Annotated in this window: 26 protein-coding genes; 9 read left to right on the forward strand and 17 right to left on the reverse strand. The window is 74.4% G+C overall.

The features are described 5' to 3' along the window. Positions 1-102 precede the first annotated feature (102 nt). The 4 genes from KDL28_RS15450 to KDL28_RS15465 all read right to left on the reverse strand — a co-directional run bounded on the left by KDL28_RS15450 (position 103) and on the right by KDL28_RS15465 (position 3,223). On the reverse strand, positions 103-843 hold the full coding sequence (locus KDL28_RS15450) for a DUF899 family protein (RefSeq protein ID WP_252439124.1): 741 nt from the start codon (positions 841-843) through the stop codon (positions 103-105). Positions 844-1,087: 244 nt separating this feature from the next. Next, positions 1,088-1,732, reverse strand: a complete 645-nt coding sequence (locus KDL28_RS15455) for a superoxide dismutase family protein (protein ID WP_252439126.1) — start codon at positions 1,730-1,732, stop codon at positions 1,088-1,090. 218 nt (positions 1,733-1,950) lie between these two features. Continuing rightward, on the reverse strand, positions 1,951-2,577 hold the full coding sequence (locus KDL28_RS15460) for a class I SAM-dependent methyltransferase (protein WP_252439128.1): 627 nt from the start codon (positions 2,575-2,577) through the stop codon (positions 1,951-1,953). 64 nt (positions 2,578-2,641) lie between these two features. Further along, on the reverse strand, positions 2,642-3,223 hold the full coding sequence (locus KDL28_RS15465; RefSeq protein ID WP_252439130.1) for a helix-turn-helix domain-containing protein: 582 nt from the start codon (positions 3,221-3,223) through the stop codon (positions 2,642-2,644). Positions 3,224-3,371: 148 nt separating this feature from the next. On the opposite strand from KDL28_RS15465, the gene KDL28_RS15470 reads away from it, so the two are divergent. Next, a complete protein-coding gene (locus tag KDL28_RS15470; protein WP_252439132.1) occupies positions 3,372-4,964 on the forward strand; it encodes an MFS transporter in 1,593 nt (530 codons plus the stop codon). 141 nt (positions 4,965-5,105) lie between these two features. Next, a complete protein-coding gene (locus tag KDL28_RS15475) occupies positions 5,106-6,266 on the forward strand; it encodes an acyl-CoA dehydrogenase family protein (protein ID WP_252439134.1) in 1,161 nt (386 codons plus the stop codon). Positions 6,267-6,269: 3 nt separating this feature from the next. Here KDL28_RS15475 and KDL28_RS15480 read toward each other — a convergent pair whose 3' ends face one another. Then, positions 6,270-7,295: an AraC family transcriptional regulator gene (locus tag KDL28_RS15480; protein WP_252439136.1), complete on the reverse strand. Its 1,026-nt coding sequence runs from the start codon at positions 7,293-7,295 to the stop codon at positions 6,270-6,272. 206 nt (positions 7,296-7,501) lie between these two features. Here KDL28_RS15480 and KDL28_RS15485 point away from each other — a divergent pair, with 206 nt between their 5' ends. Both KDL28_RS15485 and KDL28_RS15490 read left to right on the forward strand, forming a co-directional pair. Further along, positions 7,502-8,296 carry an alpha/beta fold hydrolase gene (locus KDL28_RS15485; RefSeq protein ID WP_252439138.1) on the forward strand — a complete coding sequence of 265 codons (795 nt, stop codon included), beginning with the start codon at positions 7,502-7,504 and terminating at the stop codon, positions 8,294-8,296. A 20-nt stretch (positions 8,297-8,316) separates the two neighbouring features. Next, positions 8,317-9,492: an LLM class flavin-dependent oxidoreductase gene (locus KDL28_RS15490; protein WP_252439140.1), complete on the forward strand. Its 1,176-nt coding sequence runs from the start codon at positions 8,317-8,319 to the stop codon at positions 9,490-9,492. A gap of 21 nt (positions 9,493-9,513) precedes the next feature. Here the strand turns inward: KDL28_RS15490 and KDL28_RS15495 are convergent, their stop codons facing one another. From KDL28_RS15495 to KDL28_RS15505, 3 genes are read right to left on the reverse strand one after another with little or no spacing between them, the layout of a single operon-like run. Continuing rightward, positions 9,514-10,716 carry an RNA polymerase sigma factor gene (locus tag KDL28_RS15495; RefSeq protein ID WP_252439142.1) on the reverse strand — a complete coding sequence of 401 codons (1,203 nt, stop codon included), beginning with the start codon at positions 10,714-10,716 and terminating at the stop codon, positions 9,514-9,516. Between the two features lie 7 nt (positions 10,717-10,723). Beyond that, a complete protein-coding gene (locus tag KDL28_RS15500; RefSeq protein WP_252439144.1) occupies positions 10,724-11,077 on the reverse strand; it encodes a YciI family protein in 354 nt (117 codons plus the stop codon). Positions 11,078-11,103: 26 nt separating this feature from the next. Further along, a complete protein-coding gene (locus tag KDL28_RS15505) occupies positions 11,104-11,520 on the reverse strand; it encodes a DUF6069 family protein (protein ID WP_252439146.1) in 417 nt (138 codons plus the stop codon). A gap of 223 nt (positions 11,521-11,743) precedes the next feature. Here KDL28_RS15505 and KDL28_RS15510 point away from each other — a divergent pair, with 223 nt between their 5' ends. Continuing rightward, the gene (locus tag KDL28_RS15510) at positions 11,744-12,337 is read left to right on the forward strand and encodes a dihydrofolate reductase family protein (RefSeq protein ID WP_252439148.1); all 594 of its coding nucleotides are present in this window, start codon (positions 11,744-11,746) and stop codon (positions 12,335-12,337) included. A gap of 92 nt (positions 12,338-12,429) precedes the next feature. On the opposite strand, the gene KDL28_RS15515 is transcribed toward KDL28_RS15510, so the two are convergent. Together KDL28_RS15515 and sigJ are read right to left on the reverse strand one after the other, a co-directional pair. After that, on the reverse strand, positions 12,430-12,720 hold the full coding sequence (locus tag KDL28_RS15515) for an MFS transporter (protein ID WP_252439150.1): 291 nt from the start codon (positions 12,718-12,720) through the stop codon (positions 12,430-12,432). A gap of 40 nt (positions 12,721-12,760) precedes the next feature. After that, complete coding sequence (gene sigJ / locus KDL28_RS15520; RefSeq protein WP_252439152.1) at positions 12,761-13,648, reverse strand: RNA polymerase sigma factor SigJ; 888 nt, start codon at positions 13,646-13,648, stop codon at positions 12,761-12,763. Positions 13,649-13,921: 273 nt separating this feature from the next. On the opposite strand from sigJ, the gene wrbA reads away from it, so the two are divergent. The 3 genes from wrbA to KDL28_RS15535 are packed head-to-tail and all read left to right on the forward strand — an operon-like array spanning position 13,922 to position 16,559. Continuing rightward, positions 13,922-14,530, forward strand: a complete 609-nt coding sequence (gene wrbA, locus KDL28_RS15525; protein ID WP_252439154.1) for an NAD(P)H:quinone oxidoreductase — start codon at positions 13,922-13,924, stop codon at positions 14,528-14,530. Between the two features lie 41 nt (positions 14,531-14,571). Next, positions 14,572-15,006: a YybH family protein gene (locus tag KDL28_RS15530; RefSeq protein WP_252439242.1), complete on the forward strand. Its 435-nt coding sequence runs from the start codon at positions 14,572-14,574 to the stop codon at positions 15,004-15,006. Between the two features lie 14 nt (positions 15,007-15,020). Further along, positions 15,021-16,559, forward strand: coding sequence for an MFS transporter (locus tag KDL28_RS15535; RefSeq protein ID WP_252439156.1), 1,539 nt, complete (start codon positions 15,021-15,023; stop codon positions 16,557-16,559). A gap of 241 nt (positions 16,560-16,800) precedes the next feature. Here KDL28_RS15535 and KDL28_RS15540 read toward each other — a convergent pair whose 3' ends face one another. Together KDL28_RS15540 and KDL28_RS15545 are read right to left on the reverse strand one after the other, a co-directional pair. Next, complete coding sequence (locus KDL28_RS15540) at positions 16,801-17,646, reverse strand: helix-turn-helix domain-containing protein (protein ID WP_252439158.1); 846 nt, start codon at positions 17,644-17,646, stop codon at positions 16,801-16,803. 120 nt (positions 17,647-17,766) lie between these two features. Next, positions 17,767-19,002 carry an acyl-CoA dehydrogenase family protein gene (locus tag KDL28_RS15545; protein ID WP_252439160.1) on the reverse strand — a complete coding sequence of 412 codons (1,236 nt, stop codon included), beginning with the start codon at positions 19,000-19,002 and terminating at the stop codon, positions 17,767-17,769. A gap of 109 nt (positions 19,003-19,111) precedes the next feature. Between KDL28_RS15545 and KDL28_RS15550 the strand changes: the two genes are divergently transcribed. Then, positions 19,112-19,468: a response regulator transcription factor gene (locus KDL28_RS15550; RefSeq protein ID WP_252439162.1), complete on the forward strand. Its 357-nt coding sequence runs from the start codon at positions 19,112-19,114 to the stop codon at positions 19,466-19,468. A gap of 13 nt (positions 19,469-19,481) precedes the next feature. Here KDL28_RS15550 and KDL28_RS15555 read toward each other — a convergent pair whose 3' ends face one another. The 5 genes from KDL28_RS15555 to KDL28_RS15575 form a co-directional block, all read right to left on the reverse strand. Further along, positions 19,482-20,660: an NAD(P)/FAD-dependent oxidoreductase gene (locus tag KDL28_RS15555; protein WP_252439164.1), complete on the reverse strand. Its 1,179-nt coding sequence runs from the start codon at positions 20,658-20,660 to the stop codon at positions 19,482-19,484. Between the two features lie 81 nt (positions 20,661-20,741). Continuing rightward, entirely contained in the window at positions 20,742-21,704 is a 963-nt protein-coding gene (locus KDL28_RS15560; protein WP_252439166.1) for an RNA polymerase sigma-70 factor, read from the reverse strand. Between the two features lie 286 nt (positions 21,705-21,990). After that, positions 21,991-23,703 (reverse strand): FAD-dependent monooxygenase, encoded by a 1,713-nt coding sequence (locus KDL28_RS15565; RefSeq protein ID WP_252439168.1) that lies wholly within the window; start codon positions 23,701-23,703, stop codon positions 21,991-21,993. A 125-nt stretch (positions 23,704-23,828) separates the two neighbouring features. Continuing rightward, positions 23,829-25,019 carry an alpha/beta hydrolase family protein gene (locus KDL28_RS15570; RefSeq protein WP_252439170.1) on the reverse strand — a complete coding sequence of 397 codons (1,191 nt, stop codon included), beginning with the start codon at positions 25,017-25,019 and terminating at the stop codon, positions 23,829-23,831. A gap of 209 nt (positions 25,020-25,228) precedes the next feature. Continuing rightward, positions 25,229-25,771: a DUF1269 domain-containing protein gene (locus KDL28_RS15575; protein ID WP_252439172.1), complete on the reverse strand. Its 543-nt coding sequence runs from the start codon at positions 25,769-25,771 to the stop codon at positions 25,229-25,231. Positions 25,772-25,915: the final 144 nt, after the last annotated feature.

Genomic DNA, 25,915 nt, shown 5'->3' on the forward strand with positions numbered 1-25,915 from the left:
TCACCGTCACAGGGGACGTGTGGACGCTCGGAGCCACGCGGAGCTCGGCTCGAGCGGCGAGCTGTCTGCCGCCGAAACTGGAGGCGGTGCGGCGGCCCCGTCTCAGGTCAGCGCGTCGGAGCGACCGGCCTCGATCCGGGACCACTGGGCGACGGGGCGCCCGTTCCGCCGCCAGCCGTCGGCGTTCTCGCCGTCGCCCCAGGGCCGGGGCCAGCCGTCCGGGGAGTCCTCCCAGGGCTCCTGGCGCCCGTAGACGGTCATGTCCAGCAGCCCGTGGGTGGGGGCCATGACCTCGACGCCGCGACCGCCGGTGTAGTAGGTCTCGAACACCCGCCCGCCGTCGCGGACGTAGCACACCAGGTGGTGGCGCTGCCAGTCGCGACCCTCCAGCAGCCGCGGGGCCGTCTCCTCCACCGAGTACCACGGCATCTCCAGGCCCATGAAGTCCCGGTAGCGCACGCTCTCCCGGTAGGGGCCCTTGCACAGCACGGCGTAGGTGGCGTCGCGGGAGTGGACGTAGGACAGCTCGCGGACCTGGCTGTTGAAGAACGTGCAGCCCTCGCACTGCTCGGCGGCGGGTCGGCCGGGCCACCAGGCGTGGAAGTAGGCGATGAGCTGCCTGCGGCCCTCGAAGACGTCGAGGATCGTGACCGGTCCGTCCGGGCCGACGACCTCGATGGTGGCGTCGACCTCCACCATCGGCAGCCGCCGCCGCGCCGCCGCGATCGCGTCCCCTTCGCGGGTGTGCGCCTTCTCCCGGGCGAACAGCGCGTCCCGCGCCTCCTGCCAGGTCTGCCGGTCGACCACGGGCGGGAGGGCCGGGCCGGGTGTCTGGTCGTTCACGATGCCTCCAAGCGTTCGTTGCGATGTCGGTGGGCACCACCTGGGATCGCGCCCACCACGCATGTGCGAGCACCCCTCCGTCCGAGTCCGCGCACGGGGCCAGGTGCCCGCCGCCGGAACATCGCAACCGGAAGGTTGCAGCACAAGCTATCGCAACCGTCAGGTTGCGTCAATCACGGCCGAGTCCGGGTCCGACCGATTCGGCGATCCGGGCCGCGGGCTGGGCGCCGCTTCCCGGGCCGGGTCAGCCGCCGTTCGCCGCTCGGTCGAACGGGACGTTCAGGCAGGCCACGCGTCCGCCAGCGGAACCGGCCTCACCGGGCGCGGTCGCGGTGGCCTCGCCCGCGTGGATGACGACCGAGGCCGGAGCGCGGTCGGTGAACGCGAACGGCACCACCGCGCCCGCCTCACCGTCGCCCTCGGCGTCGGTCCGCAGGTCCAGCCAGATCTCGTTCTCCGGATTGGCGTAGGCGGGGTCGGTGGAGGGCCGCCCGGGACCGGCGGCCGGGTCGACCCGGTGCTGGAAGTGCGGACCGGCCGCATCCCCGGTCGGCCCGCACGGCTGGGCGTGCGCGTGGGCGGCGTAGCCGCGGTTCGGCACCAGCCCTTCCACCTCCAGGCGCACCTCGGTGGAGCCGTCCGACCCGTCCGCCTCGACGGAGAGCTCGGCACCCACCGGCGCGGCCGCCGGGTCGTAGGTGAAGGCGTCCCGCGCCTGCTCGGGTGGCGCGAGGTCACCCTCGGCATCGACCTGGGTCGCAGGCGGGACCGGCTGGGCGAGCGGCTCGGTGGGATCGGCCGACTCCGGGGCGCCGCAGGCGACGGCCACCAGGCAGGCGCCGGTGGCCACGAGCGGGAGCCAGCGGTGGTACGTGGCACGGGTCGTCATACCGCGACGAGTTCCCGGTCCGCCCGCGGCCAACCCCGGGCCATCACCGAACCGCTCGACCTGCCCCCACCCGCGCCGGGCTCGTCGAGCACGTCGACCGGCTAACGCTGCCCTGACCGTGAACGACGTCTGAAGCGGTCCCGCCGGTCTCCCCTCCACCGGCGGGACCGCTCAGCTGCGCCTCGAGCGGGCCACAGCGACCCATCAGCGAGGTGGCGTCAGCGGAGGCGTCGAGCCCAGACGACGGCATCGACGCCGGTACCGGCCGCGGCCCGCGGGCGGTCCTCGGCGACGACGACGTCCCAGCCTGCGGGTTCGAGTGCGGCGATCGCCTCGTCGACGGACACCTGCACCTGGCCGGCCGCTGGGGTGGCGGCTCCGGTGGCGGGGTCGACCGGGCGGTGGCCGACCAGGAACAGGGTGCCGCCGGGCGCGACCCCCGCCGCGAGCCTGCGCACCGTCCCGGCGACCGTCCCCGCCATGTGCACGTACAGGCAGACGACGAGGTCGTAGCGGCCCGGCGGCGGGGTCCAGCCGGCCAGATCGGCCTCGAGCCAGTCGATGCGCCCGGCGATGTCGGGTCCGAGCGTGCCCGCCGTTGAGCGGGCCCGGTCCAGGGCGGTCGCGGAGAAGTCGACCGCGGTGACACCCCATCCGCGGGCCGCGAGCCAGAGCGCCTCGGATCCGTGACCGCAGCCCGCGTCGAGGGCGAGCCCGGGGCGCAGGTCCTCGACCGCGCGGGTCAGGTGCGCGTTCGGCGGGATCGCCGCCACGGCGTCGCCGTGCTCCCGCAACGCCCGCGCCCACCGCTCCTCCCACGCGTCGCGGTCGAAAGCCGCCGTCATGGAGTCACCTCGGTCAGCACGGGAGGACCCTCCCACGACCACCAGGGGCGCCGGGCCGCGCGGATCACCGGGCCGGCCGGGGTTCGTCGCGGCCCTGATGGCCTCGGCGGGCGTCGCGGTCGAAGATCCCGAGGATCTCGGTCGGTCCGCCGGCGGTGCCGATGGCGTGCGGGAGCATCGTGGGGAACTCCGCGGACTGGTTGGTCTCCACGCGCAGGCGGCGGTTGCCCAGCAGGAGGATCGCCGCGCCCGACAGCACGACCAGCCACTCCCGGCCCGGGTGGGCGCGCAGACGGCCGGGATCGGCCGGGGGCGAGTCCACCATGCGCTGGCGGACGACGGTGATGTCGGGGTCCCCGCGGACGGTCCAGCGCATCGTCTGGCGGACCGCGTCGTGGACGGGGTTGCCGACGACGTCCTCGGTGCTCGTCTCGACCAGCTGGTCCAGCGAGGTGTCCAGGGCGCGGGCCAGGGTGACCAGCTGGTCCAGGGCGAGGCGGCGCTGCCCGGTCTCGATCCGGCTCAAGGTGGACGGGCTGATCCCGGCCCGGGCGGCAAGGGCGTCCAGCGACCAGCCCTGCGCCACTCGCAGCGCGCGGAGGCGGTTGCGCACGAGGCCGTCCAGCTCACCATCGTCTTGCTTCATAAGCAAGATCCTATGCCATCCACGCACGATCTCCGTAGCGTCGACGCCAGGTCGGGCCGGCCGCGCCGCCCGACCCGCCCCATCACACCCGGCACCGCGGCGCCCCTGCTCCGGTGCCGGTAACGCCATGCCGACCCAGAAGGACACCATGAGCACGAACCCGTCTCCGCAGCTGGACGCCGCCGACCCGTTGATCCACGACCCCCGCCGGCGGCGGGCCGTCCTGGTCGCGGTGTGCATCGCGCTCATGGCGGTCATCGCGTCGGTGAACGGCCTGAACGTCGCCCAGCCGCAGATCGCCCTCGCGTTCGGTGCGTCGCAGAGCACCGTCCTGTGGATCATCAACAGCTACACCCTCACCCTCGCCGCGCTCCTGCTCCCGCTCGGCGCGGTCGGCGACCGGTGGGGCCGCCGCCCGGTGCTGCTCAGCGGCCTGGTCCTGTTCGGGCTGTCCAACGCGGCGGCCGGTCTGGCCCCGACGGCCGAGGTCATGCTGGGCGCCCGCGTGGTCAGCGGCGCGGCCGCGGCGATGATCATGCCCATCACCCTCGCGGTGATCACGTCGACCTTCCCCGCCGAGGAGCGTTCGCGCGGCATCGGGGTGTGGACCGCCGTCGCCGGCGGCGGGGGCCTGCTGGGGATGTACCTCTCGGCCCTGCTGGTCGACGTCGCGGACTGGCGGTGGCTGTTCGCCCTGCCCGTCGTGCTCGTCGTCGCGGCCGTCGCGATGACGCTGCGGAGCGTCCCGGACTCCCGCGAGGTGTCCGGGCACGGGTTCGACGTCGTCGGGTCGCTGACCTCCGCGCTCGCCGTGGTCGCGCTCATCCTCGTCCTGCACGAGGGTCCCGAACAGGGCTGGACCGCCCCGCCGACCCTGCTGACCCTGCTCGTCGGCGTCGCCGCCGCCGTCGGGTTCGTGGCATGGGAGCTGCGCCGACCGGCCCCGCTGCTCGACGTCCGGCTGTTCCGCGACCGGGGCCTGGCCAGCGGCTCGGCGACGATCCTCGCGGTGTTCGGCGTGCAGGCCGGGATCTTCGTGGTCGTGTACCTGTACTTCCAGGTGGTGCTCGGCTGGTCCGGGCTGCTGTCCACCCTGGCGCTGCTGCCGATGGCCCTGCTGATGATGGCCGCCTCCGGCCTCGCGCCCCGGCTGAGCGCCCGCGTCGGCATCCTGGCCACGATGGCCGGCGGGATCCTCCTGGCCGGCGCGGGCCTGGCCCTCATCGCCGGCACCGTCTCCGTCGACGGCGGCTACCCCACCGTCCTACCCGGGATGCTCGCCATGGGCCTGGGCATGGGCCTGGCCATGACTCCCTCCACCGAGGCCATCACCGCGGCCCTGCCCCGCGAACGCCAGGGCATCGCCTCCGCGCTCAACGACATCACCCGCGAGTTCGGCACCGCCCTGGGCGTCGCCCTGCTCGGCGCGGTCCTGTCCGCCGGGTACCGCGGCGCCATCGATCCCCGGCTCGACGGCGTCCCGGACGACATCGCCGACACCGCCCGCGACGGCATCGCCAACGCCACCGCAGCCGCGGACGCCGCAGGCCCCGCAGCCGGCCCCCTGCTGCGCACCGCCCAGGAGTCGTTCGTCCACGGCTGGCAGCAGGCCATGTGGGCCGGGGTCGCGGTCATGGCGATCCTGTTCGCCTACGTCGTCGCCCGCGGACCCCGGCGCCCCCCGACCACCGCACCGACGACCGGAGGACGTCGGGCGGGAGACGCCACCACCACCCCGTGAGCGCGGTGCGCCACGCGGGCCCGGCCGCGCGCCTGTCCGGAAGCTGCAGCCGCTCCGTGCAGGGATCGGCTTGTCGCTGGCCCGTCCGGCCGCGAGGGTCGGGCCGGCAGGGCAGGGCCGGCGATCCAGGGAGGCCAGGAGATGACCGACGTGCTCGCGTCCTCGCACACCCGGAGCGCGGAGGACCTCCTCGCCGCGGTCCGACGGCACCGCGAGCGGTTCGAGGGCGCGGCGCGGCAGGCCGAGCTCGAGCGGACGCTGCCCGCCGATGTCGTCGCGCTGCTGCGGGAATCGCGCCTGTTCTGGCTCAAGACCCCGGTCGGCCTGGGTGGTGCCGAGCTCGACCCGCTCGAGTTCTGCGACGTCCTGGAGGAGATCGCCTACTACGACGCGTCGGCCGGGTGGGCGGCGATGGTCGGCAACGGGTGCACCGGCATCGCCGGCGGCTGGCTGCCCGACGACGGTGTCGCCGAGGTCTTCGGCAGCGCCGACGACCCGCCCGTCCTCGCCGGTCAGATCACGCCGCGGGGCACGGCCGTCCCGGTGCCGGGCGGGTACACCGTGACCGGGCGCTGGGGCTTCTGCAGCGGCATCCTGCACTCGGGCTGGCTGCTGGCCGGGTGCGCGGTCGAGGGCGCCCCCGGCGAGATGGTGGTGGTCGTCGTGCCGAAGTCCGAGACGACGGTGCACGACAACTGGCACGTCGCCGGCCTGCAGGGCACCGGCAGCTGCGACGTCTCGGTGGCCGAGGTGTTCGTCCCGGCCCGGCGGGCGCTGGACTGGAGCGGCGGCGCCCGCCCGCGGCGGGGCGGGGGCATCTACCGCCAGCCGGTGGACCTCTTCGTGTCCAACGAGCTCGCCCCGGTGACCGTCGGGATCGCCCGGCGCGCGATCGACGACATGTACGAGCTCGCCGGCCGGACCGCGCGGCTGCCCGGCGGACCCGCCCTGAGCGAGCGGGCCGCGTTCCAGAAGGACATCGCGCACTGCGAGTGCCGGCTGCGCGCCGCCCGGCTGCTCTACCGCGACGCCGTCGAGCGGGTCTGGGCGGCGACGACGGGCGGGGAGCCGCTCGGCGCCGCCGACGTCGCCGCCGTCCGCGCGCAGCACACGCACGTCGTCGAGGAGTGCGTCGACGTCGTCGTGAAGATCATCCGCTACGCCGGCGGCCGGGCGCTCGCGCTCAGCCACCCCCTGCAGCGCCACCTGCGGAACCTGACGGCCGCCGCGCAGCACGCCTACATCTCCGACGAGCTGTACGAGATCGCCGGGAAGGCCCGGCTGGCCGAGCGGAACCGGTGAGGCTCAGCCCGCTCCGGTGGCGGCCCCGCGCCGCAGCGTGTCCGACGGCGACTCGCCGAAGGTCCGCCGGTACGCGGCCGCGAACCGCCCGCCGTGCGCGAACCCGTTGCGCAGGGCGACGTAGGTCACCGTCGTCGTGCCCGTCGGCGCGGCGCTCAGCAGCTCCTCGCGGGCCCGCTGCAGGCGGCGGCGCCGCACGTAGGCCATCGGCGACACCCCGAGCTGGCGGTGGAACGCCGCGTGCAGCGAGCGCTGGCTCACGCCGGCGAACTCGGCCAGGTCGGCGATGCTGAGCGGGGCGTCCCACGCCGACTCCAGCAGCTCCAGCACCCGCGCCACCACGCGTGCCGACGGCGGCGGCGACGGGCTCAGCATCGCGTCGCTGTAGTTGTGGCGCTGCCCGAACAGCAACGCGCTCAGCAGGCTGTGCTCGAGCTCCGCGATCAGCACCGGAGGCGGCCCGGCCGGGCCGTACCGGGCCAGCACCCGGCGGATCGCGCTCACCGAGCCCGCGATGCCCCGCCCGTCACCGCCGAGGTCCACGGCGGTGTCGAACCGCAGCGGCTCGCGCAGCGGCTCCTGCAGCAGCCGCTGCAGGAACCGCTCGATCCGGCTCTTCGACACCGCGATCATGAACTGGCTGACCCGGGGCTCCCAGCGCATCCGCACCCCGCAGTCGTAGGCGAGCACCGCGGCGCGGTCGGCGGCCACCACCGTGTCCTCCCCGTGGGCCCCCGTGAACAGGGCGCGCCCACCGGAGATGACGCTGAGGGTCACCCAGGGGATCGGCGGCAGGCAGACGATCTCGACGGGTCGGGCGTAGGTCGAGGCCATCACGCTGAAGCCGTCGACGGAGCGGTACCCGATGCGGGCGGCGAAGTCCGGGCCGCCCCCGAGCAGCGTCATCCGGTGGTCGCACTGCAGGAGCGCCTCGGTGCGCACCTCGACCTCGTCCGGGTCGGTCGAGGTGAAGCCCAGGGGTGCGCCGACGCGGTAGTCCGACTCGTCGGGCAACTGCGCCGTTGTCATCGTCGACTCCGGGAGGCTCGTCCACCGCGCCCTGACCGCACAGCGGACAACGGTCCGCATGGCCAGCTTCCGGGCGAGGGTGGGTGAAGTCAAGCGCCCCCTCCCCTGCAGGAATCGGCCAGCACGCGTGCAGGAAGCGGCTCGCCGGTGATCGCGGCGTCGGCATAGCGTCGGCGCACGCGCCAGGTCTCCCGACAGGAGGACGCATGTCCCAGGCAGTCGAACCCGCCGCGATCGCCGCGCAGAGCCTGAGCGTGGGCAGCGGCTGGATCAGCTACTTCCGGGCCGGCCAAGGTCGCCCCACGCTGTTCCTGCACGCCGCCGGTGGAGCGGGCGAGTGGAACCCCTTCCACCAGCTGCTCAGTGAGCGCATGGACCTGATCGCCCCGGACCACCCGGGGTTCGGCGCCTCCGCCGACCTCCCCGAGCTCACCACCGTCGACGACCTCGTCTACCACTACCTCGACCTGCTCGACCACTTCGAGCTGGAGCAGGTCGACCTGGTCGGCGCCTCCTTCGGCGGGTGGGTCGCCGCGGAGCTGGCCGTGCACTCCCCGGAGCGCTTCCGCAAGCTCGTGCTGCTCGGACCGGTCGGGCTGCGGGTGCCCGAGGCGATGGTCGCCGACCTGTTCCTGATGACGCCGCCGAAGCTGGTGCGGGCCCTGTTCCACGACCAGGCCCTGGTCGAGGCCGCGCTGTCGGTGGAGCCGACGCTCGACCAGATCGTGGCGACCCAGCGCGACCTGGGCGCGCTCGCCCGGTTCGGCTGGCGGCCGTTCCTGAACAACCCCAAGCTCGAGCGGCGCCTGCACCGGATCACGGCACCGACCCGGGTCGTCGCCGCGGGCGAGGACCGGATCGTGCCCCGCGTGCACTGCGAGCGCTACGCCGCGGCGATCCCGAACGCCGAGCTCGTCGTCGTCCCGGACTGCGGGCACGCGCTCTACGGCGAGCAGCCCGCCGCGGTCGCCGACGCCGTCACCACGTTCCTGGCCGACTGAAGCGGAAGCGGGTCCCGGACATGCAGTTCAACTTCTTCCACCTCATGCCCTACCCCTACCTGCCCGACGACTTCGACGACGCCGAGAAGTACCCGTCGCCGTCGCTGACGTTCTCCAACCGGCACTTCGACCCGGCCAAGGGCGTGGACCTCTACCACCGCTACCTCGACGAGCTGGAGTACGCCGACCAGCTCGGCTACGACGGGATCGTGGTCAACGAGCACCACCAGTCGGCCTACGGCCTGATGCCCTCGCCGAACATCATGGCCGCCGCGCTCGCCCGCCGGACCAGCCGGTCGAAGATCCTGGTGCTGGGCAACGCCATCCCGCTGCGCGGCAACCCGCTGCGGGTGGCCGAGGAGGTCGCGATGCTCGACCACCTCACCCGCGGCCGGCTGGTGTCCGGGTTCGTCCGCGGCATCGGCTGGGAGCACTTCGCGCACAGCGTCAGCCCGGCCGAGTCGCGCTCGCGCTTCAACGAGGCCCACGACCTGATCAAGAAGGCGTGGACCACCGAGGGCCCGTTCGAGTGGATCGGCGAGCACTACGAGTACCGCTACGTCAACATCTGGCCCCGGCCGCTGCAGTCCCCGCACCCGCCGATCGCGGTCCCCGGCGCGGGCAGCCCGGAGACGATGCGCTGGGTGGCGGAGAACCACTACGTCTACACCTCGGTCTACGCCCCGGTCCGCATCGTCAAGACCTGGTTCGACGGCTACCGCAAGGCCGCCGCGGACCTCGGCTACCAGCCCGAGCCGGAGAAGCTGGCCTTCGCCACCCCGCTGTTCATCGGCGAGTCCGACGCCGCCGCCCACCGGGAGGCCAGGCAGCACGTCGAGTGGCTGTTCCACCGCGGCCTGCGCCAGGGCGTCGAGCTGGTCTCCCCGCCCGGGTACGTGTCGGCGAACGGCCTGCGCAGCATGCTGGCCGCGGGCCAGAAGGGGTTCTCCGGGCTCAGCTACGACGAGCTGGTCGAGCAGGGAATGGTGATCGTGGGCGGCCCCGACGCGGTGCGCAACCGCATCGGGGAGCTGCGCGACGAGCTCGGCTTCGGCCAGCTGACGCTCATGATCCCCATCGGCGACATGTCGGCCGGGATGACGCGGCGCAACACCGAGCTGTTCGCCACCGAGGTCATGCCGCACTTCCGGCCGGCCGTGGAGCAGGCGGCGACACCGGCGCGCGCCCCGGCGTGAGCCCGGAGCCCCCGCCGGGGTTCAGGGGGCGAGGCGGGCGCGGCGGTCCCGCAGGAACGCCCGCTCGGTGTCGTTGCCGGCCAGGGCGACGGCCTCGTCGTAGGCGGCGCGGGCCTCCTCGGCGCGGCCGAGCCGGGCCAGCAGATCGGCGCGGGTGGCGGGCAGCAGGTGGTAGCCCGGGATGTCCAGCTGCTCGACGATGGCGAGCGCGGCGGCGGGCCCGTGCACCTCGGCGACGGCGACGGCCCGGTTGAGCGCCACGATCGGCGTCGGGGTGTGCTGCCGCAGCTGGTCGTAGAGGGCCAGCACCTGCGGCCAGTCGGTGGCCGGTCCGTCGGTGTGCACGGCGTTGATGGCCGCCTGGATCTGGTACGGGCCCGGGCGGTCGCGGCGCAGGCAGCGCCGGACCAGCGCGTGCCCCTCGGCGATCAGCTCCGCGTCCCAGCGCGTGCGGTCCTGCTCGGCGAGCGTCACCAGCTCGCCGGAGGGACCCACCCGGGCGGGCCGGCGGGCCTCGGTGAGCAGCAGCAGCGCGAGCAGCCCGAGCGCCTCGGGCTCGTCGGGCATCAGGTCGGCGAGCGCGCGGGCCAGCCGGACGGCTTCGCGGGACAGATCGGTCCGCAGCAGCGTGCCCGTCGACGCCGCGTAGCCCTCGTTGAAGATCAGGTACAGCACGGCCAGCACCGGCGGCAGCCGGTCGGGCAGCTCCGCCTCGCCGGGCACCCGGTACGGGATGGCGGCGTCGCGGATCTTCTTCTTGGCCCGCACGATGCGCTGGGAGATCGTCGCCTCCGGCACCAGGTAGGCGCGGGCGATCTCGGGCACCTCCAGCCCGCCGAGCAGGCGCAGGGTGAGCGCGGTCTGCGCCAGCGGGGAGAGCGCCGGGTGGCAGCAGGTGAAGATCAGCCGCAGCTGGTCGTCGCGCACCGGTCCCACCTCCTCCTCCGTCCCTTCGGGTTGGTGCAGCAGCAGTGCCTGGGCGTGGCGGGCCTCGCGGGTGGACTCGCGGCGGATCCGGTCGATCGCCCGGTTCCGGGCGGTGGTGACGATCCACCCGCCCGGGTTCGGGGGCAGCCCTCCCCCTCCCGGCTCGGCCCACTTCGCCACCGCCACCGCGAACGCGTCCTGGACGGCCTCCTCGGCGAGCCCGATGTCGCCGAGGAGGCGGGTCAGGGTGGCGACGCAGCGGCCGTACTCGGCCCGGTAGACGCTGCCGACGTCCATGCGCCGGTCAGTCCTGGCTCAGCTCGTCGAAGGGCCGCACCTCGATCGGGCCCCAGCACGCCGCCGCGCACTTCTCGGCCCAGGCCAGCGCCGCGTCGAGGTCGGCGACCTCGATCACCCAGAACCCGCCGAGCTGCTCCTTCGTCTCGGCGAACGGCCCGTCGGTCATGGTGGTGGTGCCGTTCTGGACGCGGACGACCGTGGAGCTCTCGGAGGACCGCAGACCGCCGGCGAAGACCCAGACCCCCTCCGCCCGCATCTCCTCGTTCACCGCCTCGACCCGGCTCAGGGACGCGTCCCAGTCCGCGCCGGTCGGCAGGGGCACGCTCTCGTCGTTCTGGACGGCCAGCAGGTACCGCATGTCGATCGCTCCTCCGTGGTCGGACGTCAGGACAGGCGCCGGGCGACGGCGGGGATCACGATGGCAGCCGCCACGACGTGGGTCAGCATCAGCAGCACCTTCGTGGACACGGCGGCGTCGGCGAGCACGTCGGGCACGAACGACAGCGCGGTCAGCGCGACGGTGGTGCGGATCCACGCGGTGCGCGGGCGCCGGGCGAACCGCCGCAGCGCGGTGGCGAGCACCAGCCCGACGACGGAGAAGATCACCGTCAGCACCGCGAAACCGGAGGCCGGGATGGGCGCGCCGGACACCTCGAGACTGACGCCGACCGCCTGGCCGGCCACGGCCACCAGCGCGGTGGCGGCCGCGGCGGCCGCGGTGGCGACCGAGCCGGTCAGCAGCAGCGAGCCGACGGTCGAGGTCGTCGCGGGGGCGTGGGTGGCGGTAACGGTGGTGGACACGGGGACCTCCCGGGGGTGTGGGGACCGGCCCGGTTGCCGCTCTCCCACCCTGGCCACGAACGGGCCCGCCACCGTTCGACATGCCCGGGGAACTTTTCCCACGACCTTCCCGGCGGATCGGCTGTCGGCCTCCCCTGTGCGAGGTGTCGAACGGTGCCGAGCCCGTTCGTGGCCAGGGTGAGAGACCGGCAGCGGGCCGGTCGACCGGCCACCGGAGGTTCCCATGACCGCCACCTACACGTTCGACGTCTTCTCCAGCCTCGACGGCTACGGCTCCTGCGACGCCGACGGCGACTGGGGTGGCTACTGGGGCAAGCAGGGCCCCGAGCTGCTCGACCACCGCCTCGCCTCGTTCGAGGCCGAGCAGCGGATGGTCTTCGGGGCCACCACGTTCCGGCAGTTCGTGCGGATGCTGGCCGCGAGCACCGAGGAGTCCGACGTCCGCGACCCGTGGGTCACCCGGATGCGGAACATGCCCGCCACCGTCGTGTCGTCCACGCTGGAAGGACCCCTCGACTGGCCGGACGCGACCGTCGTGACCGGTGACGCCGTCGACGTGGTCGCCCGGCTCAAGCAGGAGTCCGACGTGCCGCTGCGCTCGCACGGAAGCCTGTCGCTGAACCGGGCGCTGATGGCCGCCGGCCTGGTCGACCGCGTTCGGGTGACGCTCTTCCCCGTGATCACCGGCAGGACCGGGACCGACCCGGTCCTCGGGGGTGCGGCCGACTTCGACCTCGAACTGCTCGAGCACCGGACCCTCGACCGCGACATCCAGGAGCTCGTCTACCGCCCCACGCTCCACGTCAGCCGTCGCTGAGGCGATGGCACCGCGACCCGAACGCGGGCCGCGTCCGCGGAGCACGCGCCGCGGCGGCCCACGGCGTGGGGTTGGGGCAGCGGGCTCTGTCGTCATCGCTGCGTCACCCGGCCCTCGTCGTGGCTGCCGCGCGGCCGGATGCGCAGTGCGTGCACCGCGCTGATGAGCACCAGTGCGGTGACGAAGATCCAGCCGTCCTGGAAGCCCTCACCGGCGTGCAGGTCCGCCCGGCTGCCGAGGATCGCCACGAGGCCCGCGACCCCCAGGGCGTAGCCCGCCTGGCGGGCGGTGTTGACCACCGCGCTCCCCGTGGCGGCGTCCGCCGGGGCCAGGTCGGCGGTCGCGACACCGATGAGGGTGGGCATGGCGATCCCGATGCCCACGCCGATGGTGATCCAGCCGGGCAGCGGGCGGCTGCGGCTCTCAGCCCGTGGTCCAGGGCCGGAGCTTGTCGGGGTTCCGGACCGCCCAGATGCGGGTGATCCGATCGTCCGCGACGTCGAACGCCAGCACGGAGACGGTGACGCCGTCCCGCTGGGCGATGAGGCCGGGCTGGCCGTTGACCGTGCGCTCCAGGACGTCCAGATCGGGCGCCCGGGCCAGCACCTCGACGAAGCCGCGGGCGATCAGCTCGGCGCCCTCGACGGCCTCGAACACCAGGCTGACCAGGCCGCCGCCGTCCGCGACGGACGTCGCGCCGGGGTCCAGCAGGCCGATCAGGGCCTGGATGTCCCCGGACTTCCAGGCCCGCTTGAAGTCCCGGACCAGTTCGGCGCGGTGCGCCGCCGGAGTCGCGAACGCCCCGGCCGCTCGGAGGTGACGGCGGGCGGAGACGGCCAGTTGGCGACAGGCGGCCGGGGTGCGTCCGACGACGTCGGCCACCTCGGCGAAGGAGTAGCGGAACACGTCGTGGAGGACGAACGCGACGCGCTCCGCCGGGGTCATCGATTCGAGCACGACCAGGAACGCCATGCTGATCGACTCGTCGAGGCTGACCCGATCGGCGGGATCGGACGGATCGCCCGCGCTGCCGCCGGACCGCCCGTTGATCCACCGCGTGTCCCCCGGCACCGGCTCCGGGATCCACTCCCCCACGTACCTCTCGCGCCGCGCCCGGGCCGAACCCAGCAGATCCAGGCAGATGCGGCCGGCGACCCTCGTCAGCCAGGCGCCGGGCGATTCGATGGCGGCCTGCTGCTGGGGCGACATGGCGTACCAGCGGGCGTAGGTCTCCTGGACGACGTCCTCGGCGTCGGCCAGGGAACCGAGGAGCCGGTACGCCACATTGATCAACTGACGCCGCTCGCCCATGAGCGCGCTAGGGCCCGGATCGGAACGGTCGCCTTCGGGCCTGGGCTGCTCGGTCACGGCTGCGGCACTCCTTCGGACACGGCTGGTCTCGACTGTCCGACGAGATGGCGCTCCCGGATGTGAGGCCCGCGACGGCACCTCACATCTCGCGGCGCCGCGTCGTCGTACCGGCGAGACGCGGTCCGGCGCGGACCGGGGACCGCGCGAGCACGACGCAGGAGGCCCCGCCGTCACCGCGCCGGACCGGGAAGCCGCGAGGAGGAGGAGCCGAGCATGGAGCCAGTGAAGGCCGCCGTCATCTACTACAGCGCCACCGGCACGGTGCACGCCTTGGCGGAAGCCGCCGCCGAGGGCGCCGAGAAGGCCGGGGCCGAGGTGCGGCTGCGCAAGGTGCGTGAACAGGCCCCCGCGGACGCGATCGACGCCAACCCCGCGTGGGGTGCGCATCTGCGCGAGACCGCCGACGTCCCGGAGGCGGCGCTGGACGACCTGGCCTGGGCCGACGTGGTCCTCTTCGGGACCCCCACCCGGTTCGGCACCCCGGCCGCCCAGCTGAAGGCGTTCATCGACACCGCCGGACCGTTGTGGCAGCAGCGCCGGCTCGCCGACAAGGTGTACGCCGCGTTCACCGCGTCCTCGACCGCGCACGGCGGTCAGGAGTCCACCCTGCTGTCCCTGAGCAACGTCTTCTACCACTGGGGCGGGATCATGGTGCCGCCCGGTTACACCGATCCGGTGCAGTTCCGGTCCGGCAACCCCTACGGCGCCTCGCACGTGGCCGGCGGCGGCTCGCCCGACGACATCGCCCGGGAGGCGGCCCGCTACCAGGCCCGCCGCGCAGTGGACGTCGCCACCGCGCTCAAGGCCGGCCGCGCCGCCTGATCAGCGGCCGAGCACGAGAGGAGGAGGAACCCGTGGTTGCGATGCACGCCGAGACCGCCCCGGCCGACATCGTGGCGGTACTGGACAGCCGGATCGAGGCCTCTCGGGCCAGGGACATCGACCGGCTCATGTCCGTCTACGCACCCGACATCGTGTACTTCGACATCATCCCGCCGCACCGGTTCACCGGGACCGCCGCGGTCCGTCAGAACTTCCTGCGGTGGTTCGCCGAGTACCAGGGCGACATCGGGTTGGCGACCCACGACCTGAGCATCGCCGTGGGCGACGACGTCGCCTTCGCCCACATGCTCCATCCCGACAGCGGCACCCGCCGCAGCGGTCGGGACGTCACGGTGTGGGTGCGTGCGACCGTGTGCCTGCAGAGGATCGACGGCCGGTGGCTGATCACCCACGAACACGTCTCGTTCCCCATCGACCCCGCGGAGTGGAGCGCGGTGGTCGACGCCGCGCCGTAGCCGGAGGCGGAACGATGACGACGATCGGTGCCTCTCGTGCCGGAAGGCGCGAATGGAGCGGGCTCGCGGTGCTGACCCTGCCCACCCTGCTGGCCTCGCTGGAACTGACCATCCCCAACCTCGCCCTGCCGAGCATCTCCAGGGACTTCCCGCTCACGAGCGCGCAGTCGCTGTGGATCGTCGACAGCTACGGGTTCCTCCTCGCCGGCTCGCTGATCACGATGGGCACGCTCGGCGACCGCATCGGCCGCCGCCGGTTGCTGATGATCGGGTCGGCGCTGTTCGGCGTCGCGTCGGTGCTCGCCGCGTACTCCACCGACGCCGAGATGCTGATCGCGACCCGGGCGCTGCTCGGCATCGCCGGGGCGACGCTCATGCCGGCCTCGCTGTCGCTGGCCGCCTCGCTCTTCCGCGACCCCCGGCAGCGGACGGTCGCGATCAGCATCGTCATCGCCGGTGTCGCGGGCGGCACCGCGATCGGCCCGCTGATCGGCGGGTGGATCCTGCAGCACTTCTGGTGGGGCGCGGTGTTCCTCATCGCCGCGCCGGTGACCGTGCTCATCCTGGTCCTCGGCCCCCTCCTGCTGCCCGAGCACCGCGGGGACGGCAGGGGCCGGATGGACGTGGCGAGCGCCGTGCTGTCCCTCGCCGCCGTGCTCGCGGTGATCTACGGGCTCAAGCACGCGGCCGGGAGCGGCCTCGACGCCGTGTCGATCGGCTTCGTCGTGGCCGGTCTGCTCGCCGGCGCCTGGTTCGTCCGCCGGCAGCGCCGCGACGACCCACTGATCGACCTGCGGTTGTTCCGCTCCGCCTCCTTCAGCGTGTCGCTGGGCACGCTGCTGTTCGGCGTCTTCGTGCTCTTCGGCGTCAACTTCTTCCTCGCGCAGTACCTCCAACTGGTCTTCGGGCTCTCCCCCCTGCACGCCGGCCTGTGGACCGCGCCGTCGGCGTGCGGCGTCATCGTGGGCTCCACGCTCGCACCGCTGATCGTGCGCCGGGTGCGGCACGGGTTCGTCGTCGGGGCCGGGCTGCTGCTCTCCGCCGCCGGGCTCGCGGTGCTCACCCTGGTGGCGCCGGGCTCCGGGCTGCCCCTGCTGGTGATCGGCTCGGTCGCCGTCTCACTCGGGCTCGGGCCCATGCTCACCGTGACCACCGACCTCGTCGTCGGTTCCGCACCGCCGGAGCGGGCCGGTGAGGCGTCGGCGCTGTCGGAGACCGCACCGGAGCTGGGCGGCGCGCTGGGCATCGCGATCCTGGGCAGCGTCGGCGCCGCCGTCTACCGCGGCCAGGTGGTCGGCACCGTCCCGGCCGGCCTGCCGGAAGGCACCGCGCGAGCCGCGGAGGAGACGCTCGGCGGCGCCGTGTCGGCCGCCGAGCGGGCGCCCGGTCCCGTCGGCGACCAGCTCCTCTCCACCGCCCGCGCCGCCTTCACCGACGGGCTGCAGCTGATCTCGGTGATCAGCATCGTCGTGCTGGTCGCCACCGCCGTCCTGGTCACCGTCACCCTCCGCCACATCCGCCCTCCGGACGAGCCGGGTGCCGTGGGTCGCTGATCTGCCCGGGGAGATCGGCGTGGCCGCGGCCGTCGAAGGTCACGGGCGGAGCGCGACCGCGACCGGCCGCACCCACGGCGACCACGTCGACTCCACCACGGCCCGGGCGACGGCCCAGTGCCGCGCCCGATCGAACCGTGCGACGAGCTGCTGGACGGCATCCGAGCACGGTTGCACGAACTCGACGAGCGCATCGCAGCGCTCACCGAGTCCCGCCGGGCCCTGCGCAGCTACCTCGACGTCACCGAGCGGACGCGGCGGCTGCGGGCCGCGTCGCCGCCCGCAGCCGGGTCAGGAAGTCCCCGGGTGTCACCCCGGCCAGGGAGCGGAAGTCGCGGGTGAGGTGGGCCTGGTCGGCGTAGCCGGACTCGGCCGCGAGCCTTGCCAGCGACGGCGCGCCGCGCCCGAGCTGGTTCACCGCGCGACCGAACCGGATCACCCGGGCGGCCGCCTTCGGCGCCAGCCCGACCTGGGTGGTGAACCGCCGGGTCAGGTGCTTGTGGCTCCAGCCGACCTCAGCGGCGATCCGGCCGATCCGCTCCCGGCCGCCGGAGGCCACGAGGATCGACCACGCCCGGGCGACCTCCGGTGACGGCCGGGTCGCCGCCGCTGCCCTGCCGCCGAGGACCTCGTCGACGATCGCGAAGCGCTGCCGCCACGTCGGCGCGTCCCGGACCCGGTCGGCGAACGGGGCGCTGTCGGGGCCGAGCACGTCGCGCAGGTCGGCGACGCGACCGCGCAACTCGTCGAGCGGGACGCCCAGCAGCTGGTAGGCGCCCAGCGGGGTCAGCATGATCTGCAGGTAGGCCGGGGCGCAGACGCCGTCGAGCAGGTGGAACGCGTCCGCCGGCCCGCGCACGAACTCGGGGGGCCGGAACGGCGAGTCCAGCACCTTCACCACGAGCGTCACCGACGTCGTCGCCGGCAGCAGGAGGCGATGGCTGCCGATCTGCTCGGTCGAGCCCTCGTAGTCGCGGGCGACGTAGTGGCGCATCCGCGGGTGCGGCGGCCGGTGCGGCACGCGCCACGAGTGCCGCTCGCTCTCCAGGTACCAGGCCGCTCGAGCGGCCGGATCGGCTCCCCGCATGCCTCGAGTGTGGCCCCGGCCGCTCCGCGACGGCCACCGTGACCGACCCCGGGGCAACGTCACGTCCGTCGAGAACCGCCCGAGGTCGGCACCCACGTCCCGGCGACGCCGCCCGCGCGATCAGGGCAGGAACGGCGGGTAGCGCACGGGGTCGCCGGCCACGGCCCGGCCGAGCTCGGCGCGGTGGCGGTGGGCGAGCAGCAGGTGCTGCCGCGCGGCCTGCACGTCGTTGAGCGAGCGCAGGACCGGGTGACCGGCGTCGGCGGCCGCGGCACCGGTGAGCCGGTGCGCGACCGACGCCGCCTCCACGCCGACGTCGCTGGCGTGCAGCCCGGCGAGGAAGATCCGCGCCCGCAGGTGCCGGTCGATCGCCTCGTGCCGCTCGGCTCGGTCGTGCGCCTCGGTGACGGCCTCCCGCAAGGCAGCGCGGGCCGCCCGCAGGCGGGTGTCGGCGACGGCGAAGTCGCTCATCGCCACGGCGTCGTCGACGAGCCGGCCGCGCAGGCCGGTGCTGCCCGCGCTACCGCCGTCCGCGACGTGGTCGAGCGCGCCGCGCGCGATGCCCAGGGGGACCGACGCCAGCAGGGGCACCAGGACGGTGTGCAGCGGCAGGCGCCACAGGGGGCCGTCCGGCCAGGGCCGGTCGCCGGTCGAGCAGTGCTCGTCGTCGCTGACGGGCAGGTCGGTGACGCTCACGTGGTGGCTGCCCGTGGCGCGCAGGCCGACGGCGTCCCAGGTGTCCTCGACGGTGACGGACCGCATGTCGACGAAGACGATCCGCGGCGCCGGGTCAGGCTGCTCGGACAGCGCGCCCAGCCCGATCCATGCGCTGTGCAGGCAGTTGCTGGCGAACGGCCACCGCCCGGACAGCCGCAGCCGCCCGCCGCCCCCGACCAGGCGACCGACCGGGGCGAGCATGGTCGCGCTGCCCTGGTCGAGGTCGGCGAACACCCGCCGGGCACCGGACTCGGGCAGGTAGCCGGCGAACGCGTTGCTGCCCGCCCCGATCATCGCGCACCACGCTGTGCTGCCGTCCACCGTCGCTATCCGTTCCAGCACGTCCATGACGGCGACGACCGGCGCCTGCGCCCCGCCGAGCGCGGTCGGCAGCAGCAGCCGGTACAGGCCGGTGCGCCGCAGCACCCGGACCACCTCCTCCGACAGCCGGCGACCGCCACCCGCGGCGGGGGCGCGGTCGCGCAGCAGCGGCAGGGCGGCCTCGACCGCGGCCCGGACGTCGCGCACCGGGTCGCGGGCCGCCGGATCCGGCGCGGCCGCGACGCCCGACACCGCTGGGCGGGGCGGACCCGCGCCCGTCCGGGCCACGAGGTCCACGGCGTGCTCGTCGATGTCCATGCCCGGACGGTAGGACGCCGCCGTCGACGGTTCTTGAACGAAATACACCTCATCGACACGCACCACGAACCGAGGGGGCCCTCCTGCCCGGCTCGTCGACCACGGCGGCGTGCCGGAGACGGAGTGCTGCCGCGGGGCGCGCCACCGCCTGGGAGCCGACGAGTACGGCGCGGCCCACCCGCACGGCGCCGCTCAGCACCTCGACGACGTCGTCGACCTCGTCCTGGACGGCCCGCGCCCGCACGAGGCGAGCACCCCGCTCACGACCCGCGAGCACCAGGTCGCCGAGCTGGTGGCGCAGGGCGAGACCAACAAGGAGATCAGCCGGGCGCTCGTCGTCGCGCTGCGCACCGCGGAGGCCCACGTCGAGCACATCCGGGGCAAGCTCGGGGTCTCGTCGCGGTCGCAGATCGCGGCGTGGGTCGTCGAGCACCGCGGCACGGCAGCGCCGCCGGGCCGGACGTGACCACGACGGATCGCTACCGGACCCGCTCAGCACGGGTCAGCGTCACGCGCCGCCGCCGACTGGGCACCATCACCGTCGGGTGCGCGACGCTCCACCCCGCCCCCGCACACACGAACTCCTTGATCCGGGCCCCCGCCCACCCCGTGACGGCGGCCGGCTTGGCCTCGTCGTCGGCCGTCACGAACTGCACGATCCCGTCCCGGCGACCGAGGCTGATGCACTGGAGGGTGTATCCGATCGTCTTGTCCGGGATCGTCCGGCCGGTCAGCCGCGCGGCGATGGCGTCGGCGGCCCGCCAGGCCATCGGGATCCCCGAGGCGCACGACATCCGCAGCGGCTTCCCGCCCGCCCCCTCGGCGAGCCCGGCGTCGCCGACGGCGTAGACGTCCGGGTGCGAGACCGAGCGCATGGTGTCGTCGACGACGATCTGCCCGGTGCCTGCGACCCGCAGGGTCGTGGCGGCGGCGATCGGGTGCGTCGTGAAGCCCGCCGTCCACACGGTCACCTCGGCCGGGATCCGCTCGCCGCCGCTGGTGAGCACGCCGGCCTCGTCGACGCGGGCGATGTCGGCGTGCTCGTGGACGGTGACGCCCAGGCGGTGGAAGGTCCCGCGCAGGTGCTCCCGGGCCTTGTCGCTGAGCCAGTCGCCGACGCCGCGGCTGCCGGCGATCGCGACGTCGAGGTCCGGCCGGCTCTCGGCGATCTCGGTGGCCGTCTCGATGCCGGTCAGGCCCCCGCCCACGACCAGCACGGTCGCGCCCGCCGTGAGCTCGCGCAGGCGCTCGTGCACCCGCAGGGCGGCCCCGCGGCCCGCGACGTGGTGGGCGTGCTCGGCGACGCCGGGGACGCCGTGGTCGTCGGCGGTGCTGCCGAGGGCGTAGACGAGGGTGTCGTAGGCGAGCTGGTCGGCGCCGTCCTGGTCGACGACGTCGACGGTCCCGCGGTCGACGTCGACGGCGGTCACCCGCGCCTGCCGCACGAGGACGCCGGTACCGGCGAAGACCTCGGTCAGCGGGCGGTGCCGCAGGTCCTGCCCGGTGGCGAGCTGGTGGTTGCGGACCCGTTCGACGAAGTCGGGGTCGGCGTTGACGACGGTGATCCGGACGTCGTCCGGGTGCAGCCGGCGGGCGAGGCGGCCGGCGGCGTGGGCTCCGGTGTAGCCGGCGCCGAGGACGACGATGCGGTGCTGCATGGTTCCGCTCCTTGTCTGGTGTGCTCGCGTCCTGAACCGGACAGCGCCGCGATCCCTGACAGGGGTCGGCGGTGACATGGGTCACCAGTCGTGGACGAGCGGCTCCCCGCGCTCCGATGCCGCCCACTGCCGCGTGATGCGTTCCAGCTTGGCCGGGTTCACCTGGATGTGGAGGGCGGCGACGCCGTCCGCGGCCACGTCGAGGGAGATGACGCCGACTACCCGCTCCCCGGCCACGACCACCACCGCCGGGTCGCCGTTGACGACCGCGGCGTGCAGGGCGGTGCGACCGCCGGCCATGGCCTCGACGAGTGCGCGCCGGGCGGCGTTCGGCGCGAACAGGCCCCGCAGGAACCGCGCGATGCGCAGCGCGCCGACGATCGGGGTGCCACGGGCCGGGACCCGGCCACCGCCGTCGGCGACGCTCACCGCGTCCTCGGTGAGCAGTTTGACCAGCGGCTCGGTGTCGCCGCTGAGGGCGGCGGCGAGGAACTCCTCGACGATCTTCCCGGCCGCGGCCGCATCGGTCCGCGCCCGGACCCGCCCGGTGGCGAGGTGCTGTCGGGCGCGCCGGTGGATCTGCTGGCAGTTCGCCTCGGAGACGTCGAGGATCCGGGCGATCTCGGCGTGCGGGTAGCCGAAGGCCTCGCGCAGCACGTAGACCGCGCGCTCCTTCGCCGGGAGCCGCTCCATGAGCGTGAGCATCGCCATCGAGACCGACTCGCGCTGCTCGGCGGTCTCGGCCGGACCGAGCATCCGGTCGCCGGCCAGGACCGGCTCGGGCAGCCACTGGCCCACGTAGGTCTCGCGGCGGGCGCGCGCCGAGCTGAGCTGGTTGAGGCAGATGTTGGTGAGCACCCTGGTCAGCCAGGCCTCGGGCGACTCGATGCGCGCCCGGTCGGCGGCCTGCCAGCGCAGGAACGTGTCCTGCACGGCGTCCTCGGCGTCGCCCGCTGAGCCGAGCAGGCGGTAGGCGATGGCCTCCAGGCGGCCCCTGGCGGCCTCGAACAGGTCGACCTCGTGCGGACTGAGCGGCGTCGCCACCAGCCAAGCATCACAGTGGGCGGCGCGACGCGCCACGAGCGGTGACAGCGGCCGGTTCCAGCCCTCGACCGTGTTGCCGATCTCCCCTCGGGAGGGAGGACCTGGCCGCCGAACTGTTGTCGACTACCGGGATGGCGGACACCGCCGTCGCACCCGATCGTCCCCGGGCCCCTGTGCGACCCGGCACCGGCATCGTCGCGACCGCTCGTCTGACGGCCCTGTGCTGCGTCGGGCTCGCGGTCGTCGACATCGTCTTCGAGCTGACCGGCCACCTCGCCGACGGTCCCTACGCCGAGTACTCCGCGGGGCTCGCGGTGATGAACTGGCTCGTCGTCGGGCTCAAGGCGGTGGGCGCGGCTGTGGCGCTGTCGTCGGTCGCCGGGTGCTGGGCCACCCCGAGGGTCTCGTCGAGGTAGTCGCTGAGCACGCCTGAGTCGGCCGAGTCGGCCACGAGACCGAGGTAGCCGTCCGGTCGGATCAGCGCGATGCCCTCCGGGCCCAGCCCGTAGTCCCGGCCGACGACGTCGTCGGGGTCGATCACGCGGTCCCCGGGACCGGCCGCGGCGGAGGCGTCGCGCACGACCCGGACCACGGTGCCGAGGTCCCCGAGCACGCGCTGCAGCGCCGCGGGGGTGTCCGGGTCGTCGGTGCGGACCAGCAGCAGCATGCCGGGCCGGGCGAGCAGGTCCTCGACCGCGACCGGGGTACCGTCGGCCCGCAGCAGGCCGACGGGGTCCGGGGCGCGGTCCCCGGCCCGGACCGTGCCGCGGTGACGGCCGCCGCGGTGCACCGACAGGGTGCTGCGCCGGTAGTCGATCGTCAGCTCGGCCGCCTTCGCGGCGACGGCGTCGCGGATGTGCTGGACGTGGCCCAGGACGAACAGGGCGAGGTCGCGGATCGCGGCCTCCGGGCCGGTGGCGGTCCCGAGGTTCGACAGGGTGGTCGTCGTGCGGACCACCGCGGCGCCGACGGGGTGGCGCTCGTCGTGGTAGGTGTCGAGCAGGACGGCGCCCGCCCGGCCCCTGGCGACCAGGGCCAGCTTCCAGGCCAGGTCGGCCGCGTCCTGCATGCCGGTGTTCATCCCCTGGGCCCCAGCGGGGCTGTGGACGTGCGCGGCGTCGCCGGCCAGGAACACCCGGCCGTGGCGGTAGCGGGCGACCTGGGCGTGGTGGATCTCGAAGTAGGTCAGCCAGCGCGGGTTGCGCACCCGCACCCGCCCGCCCGTCCGGACGTCGGCCAGCGCCTGGATCTGCTCGAGCGTCGGGCCACCGCTCTGCGGCGCGTCGACCAGGAACAGGACCCGCGCCCGGGTGCCGGCCATCGGGAACAGCATCCCCATGCCGTCGGGGTGGGTGAACATGCGGATGGTGTCGGTCGACAGGTCGGACTCGACGTCGACGTCGGCCATCGCGAAGTGCTGGCCGTGGAAGCCGCCCTCCAGGTGCGCGCCGACGAGGTGGCGGGTGGTGCTGTGCCCGCCGTCGGCCCCGACGACCCACCCGAAGCGGGCGGTCCGGTCGCCGTCGCGCGAGCGCAGGGTGACGTCGACGCCGTCGGCGTCCTGGGTCAGCGCGGTCAGCGCAACACCGCGCTCGACGACGACGCCGAGCTCGGCCGCCCGCTCGGCCAGCACCTCCTCGGTGTCGGGCTGGGCGACGTCCAGCACGTAGGGGTGCCGGCTGGGGATCCCGGTGAAGTCGGTGCGCGCCCGCGTCCGGCCGGTCCGCCCGTCGACCATCTCCAGGGCGGCGATCCGCCGCCCGCGCGGCTCCAGCCGGGCCAGCACCCCGAGCGGGGCGAGCATCTCCATGGTCCGGGCGTGCACGCCCACGGCCCGCGACTCGGCGGTCGGGTGCTCGAGGGCGTCGACGACGCGGACGGGCACGCCGAGGCGGGCCAGCTGGCAGGCCGCGGTCAGGCCGACCGGCCCGGCCCCCACCACCAGCACCTCGTCCCCGTCCGGGGTCCCGGCGTCGCGGCTGCTGCTCGACGTGGTCACGGCGTGCCTCCGATCCTCTGGGGCGGCGCGTCCACCCGGACCCGACGCTGCCCGCACCGCCTCCAAGGCGGCTCCAACTCCCGTTGGAGCGGGTGCTCGACGGTCGATCCGCCTCCCGGGCCGTGTCAGGCCGGGACCTGGTCGTCGAGCCAGTCGAAGATGCGCTCGCCGCGCAGGGCGGGGGCGGCCGGCTCGCAGTGCCCGTCGGCGCCCTCGGCCGCGGTGAACGCGACGAGCGTCGCGGGGGCGGTCAGGGCATCGACCATGCGCGCGGACTGGCCGGGCCAGAACTGCTCGTGCTCCGGGTCGGTCACCAGCACCGGGCAGGTGATCGCGGCGAGCTCGGCGTCGGTGAGCCGGTAGGAACGCGCGGCGGTGAAGAAGTCGAACGCCGAGCCGACCCCGTAGGGCCGCATCCGCCACCGCATCATCAGCCGGGTGGACGGCGACAGCTTCAGCGCCCAGCCCATCTCCCGGTCGAACTTCTCGCGCTCCCCCGCGTCCAGCAGCGTGACCAGGAAGTGCGGGAGCTGGGCGAGCATCGTCGTGGAGACGTCGACGACGCCGGGGTCGGCGACGACGGCGGCGATCCGGTGCTCGTACGCGGCCGCGCGCGGCGCCCAGTAGCCGCCCTGGCTGATGCCCATCACGGCGATCCGGTCGGGGTCCACGTCCGCCCGGGCGACCAGGTGGTCGATGACGGGGGTGACGACGTTCTCCCAGTCCGGGCGGAACGGGATGCCCTGGCGGACGAGCGCGGCGTTCTGCCCGGGTCCGTCGAAGGCGAGGACGTTCCAGCCGCGGGCCAGGCCCTCGGCCGCGGCGCGGGTCCAGGCCGCGGACACCGGTCCGTCGCTGCCGTTCACGAAGACGAGGGTGCGTCGCGGCCGGGCGTCCGGGCCACCCCGGAAGAAGTAGCCGGGCAGCGTGGTGGACCCGTACGGGATGGTGGTGCGCTCGATCGGCACGTCGGTGAGGTCGACGAACCGTTCCCAGGCGGCGCGGTGCGCCTCCCAGAGCTCGGCGAACCCGCCGGTCGCGTCGGCCTTGTCCGACGCAGCGGAGTAGTAGTCCGCGGCGCGCAGGCACCGGGCGGCGGCGGTGCGGCGATGCCCGGCCGCGGCGGCGTCGCGGGCGCCCGCGGCCAGCCGGTCGGCGGTGGCCGTCCACTCCCGGACCCAGGCCCGAGCGTCGCCGTTGGGGATGCGGGCGACGGTGGCGAGCACCTCCCCGGCGTCGGCGGCGCGGTGGTGGACGTCGCCGAGGAGGCCCTCGACGGCGAACTGGAAGTCGGCGTCCTTGAAGAAGGTGTGCACGGTCGTTCTCCTCTCGCGTGCGAACGACCGGGATGCGGGCGGGGCCTGGTGGTCGTGGTCGCCTCTGACGTCGTTCGTCTGGCGACGACGGTAGGACCGGCGCCTCCAACCCCACTCCAACCGGGGGACGAAGGGGTCGGGCGGTCGGTGCCCCCGAACACGACGACGGCCCCGCCTCCCGGGAGGCCGGGCCGTCGGGGTCGTGCCGCTCAGCTCGCCGTCGCGACGACCGCGGTCGTGGGCCTGTCGTCCTCTCCCCCGTCCTCCCCGTCGTCGAACGCGTGCCGCAGCGCCGTCTCCTGCGCCCTGCTGAGGTTGCTCACCAGCAGCTGGGCGTGGGTCCCTGCGAACGCGTCGGCGATCCGGTCGACCACCTCGTCGGAGGTCAGCAGGAACAGCGCCGAGGTGCCGGGGGTGACCTCGTCGCGGACGCGCTGCAGGAAGGCGTCGGACATGCCGACGTGGCCGAACGCCCCGGCGGCGACGCCGGCGGCGGCACCGAGGGCCAGTCCGGCCAGCGGCAGCAGGAACAGGATGCCGAACAGCAGGCCCCAGAAGGCGCCCGACAGCGCGGCGGGGCCGACGACGTCGCGGGCCTGCCAGGCACGCGGCTTGCGGCGCCCCCCGGGCCAGGACACCACAGCGGCGTCCTGCACGGCGACCAGGCGGTCGGCCTGCAGCCGGGACAGGGTCCGCAGCGCGCGTTCAGCTCCTTGCGGGGTGTCGAACTTCCAGGTGCTCAAGGTGGTCACGGGGTCCTCCTCGGATCGGGGACGGGCTGCTGCCCGTCTCGCCCGCGACCGTCCTCCGCGCGGGTTCAAGGCGTCTCCAACGGCGGTCCAACGCCGCCGAACCGCCGTCCGGACGCGGTTGGACGGGCGTTGGCCGGGCCGTTG

This window comes from Pseudonocardia humida (assembly GCF_023898865.1).
Classification (GTDB): Bacteria; Actinomycetota; Actinomycetes; order Mycobacteriales; family Pseudonocardiaceae; genus Pseudonocardia; species Pseudonocardia humida.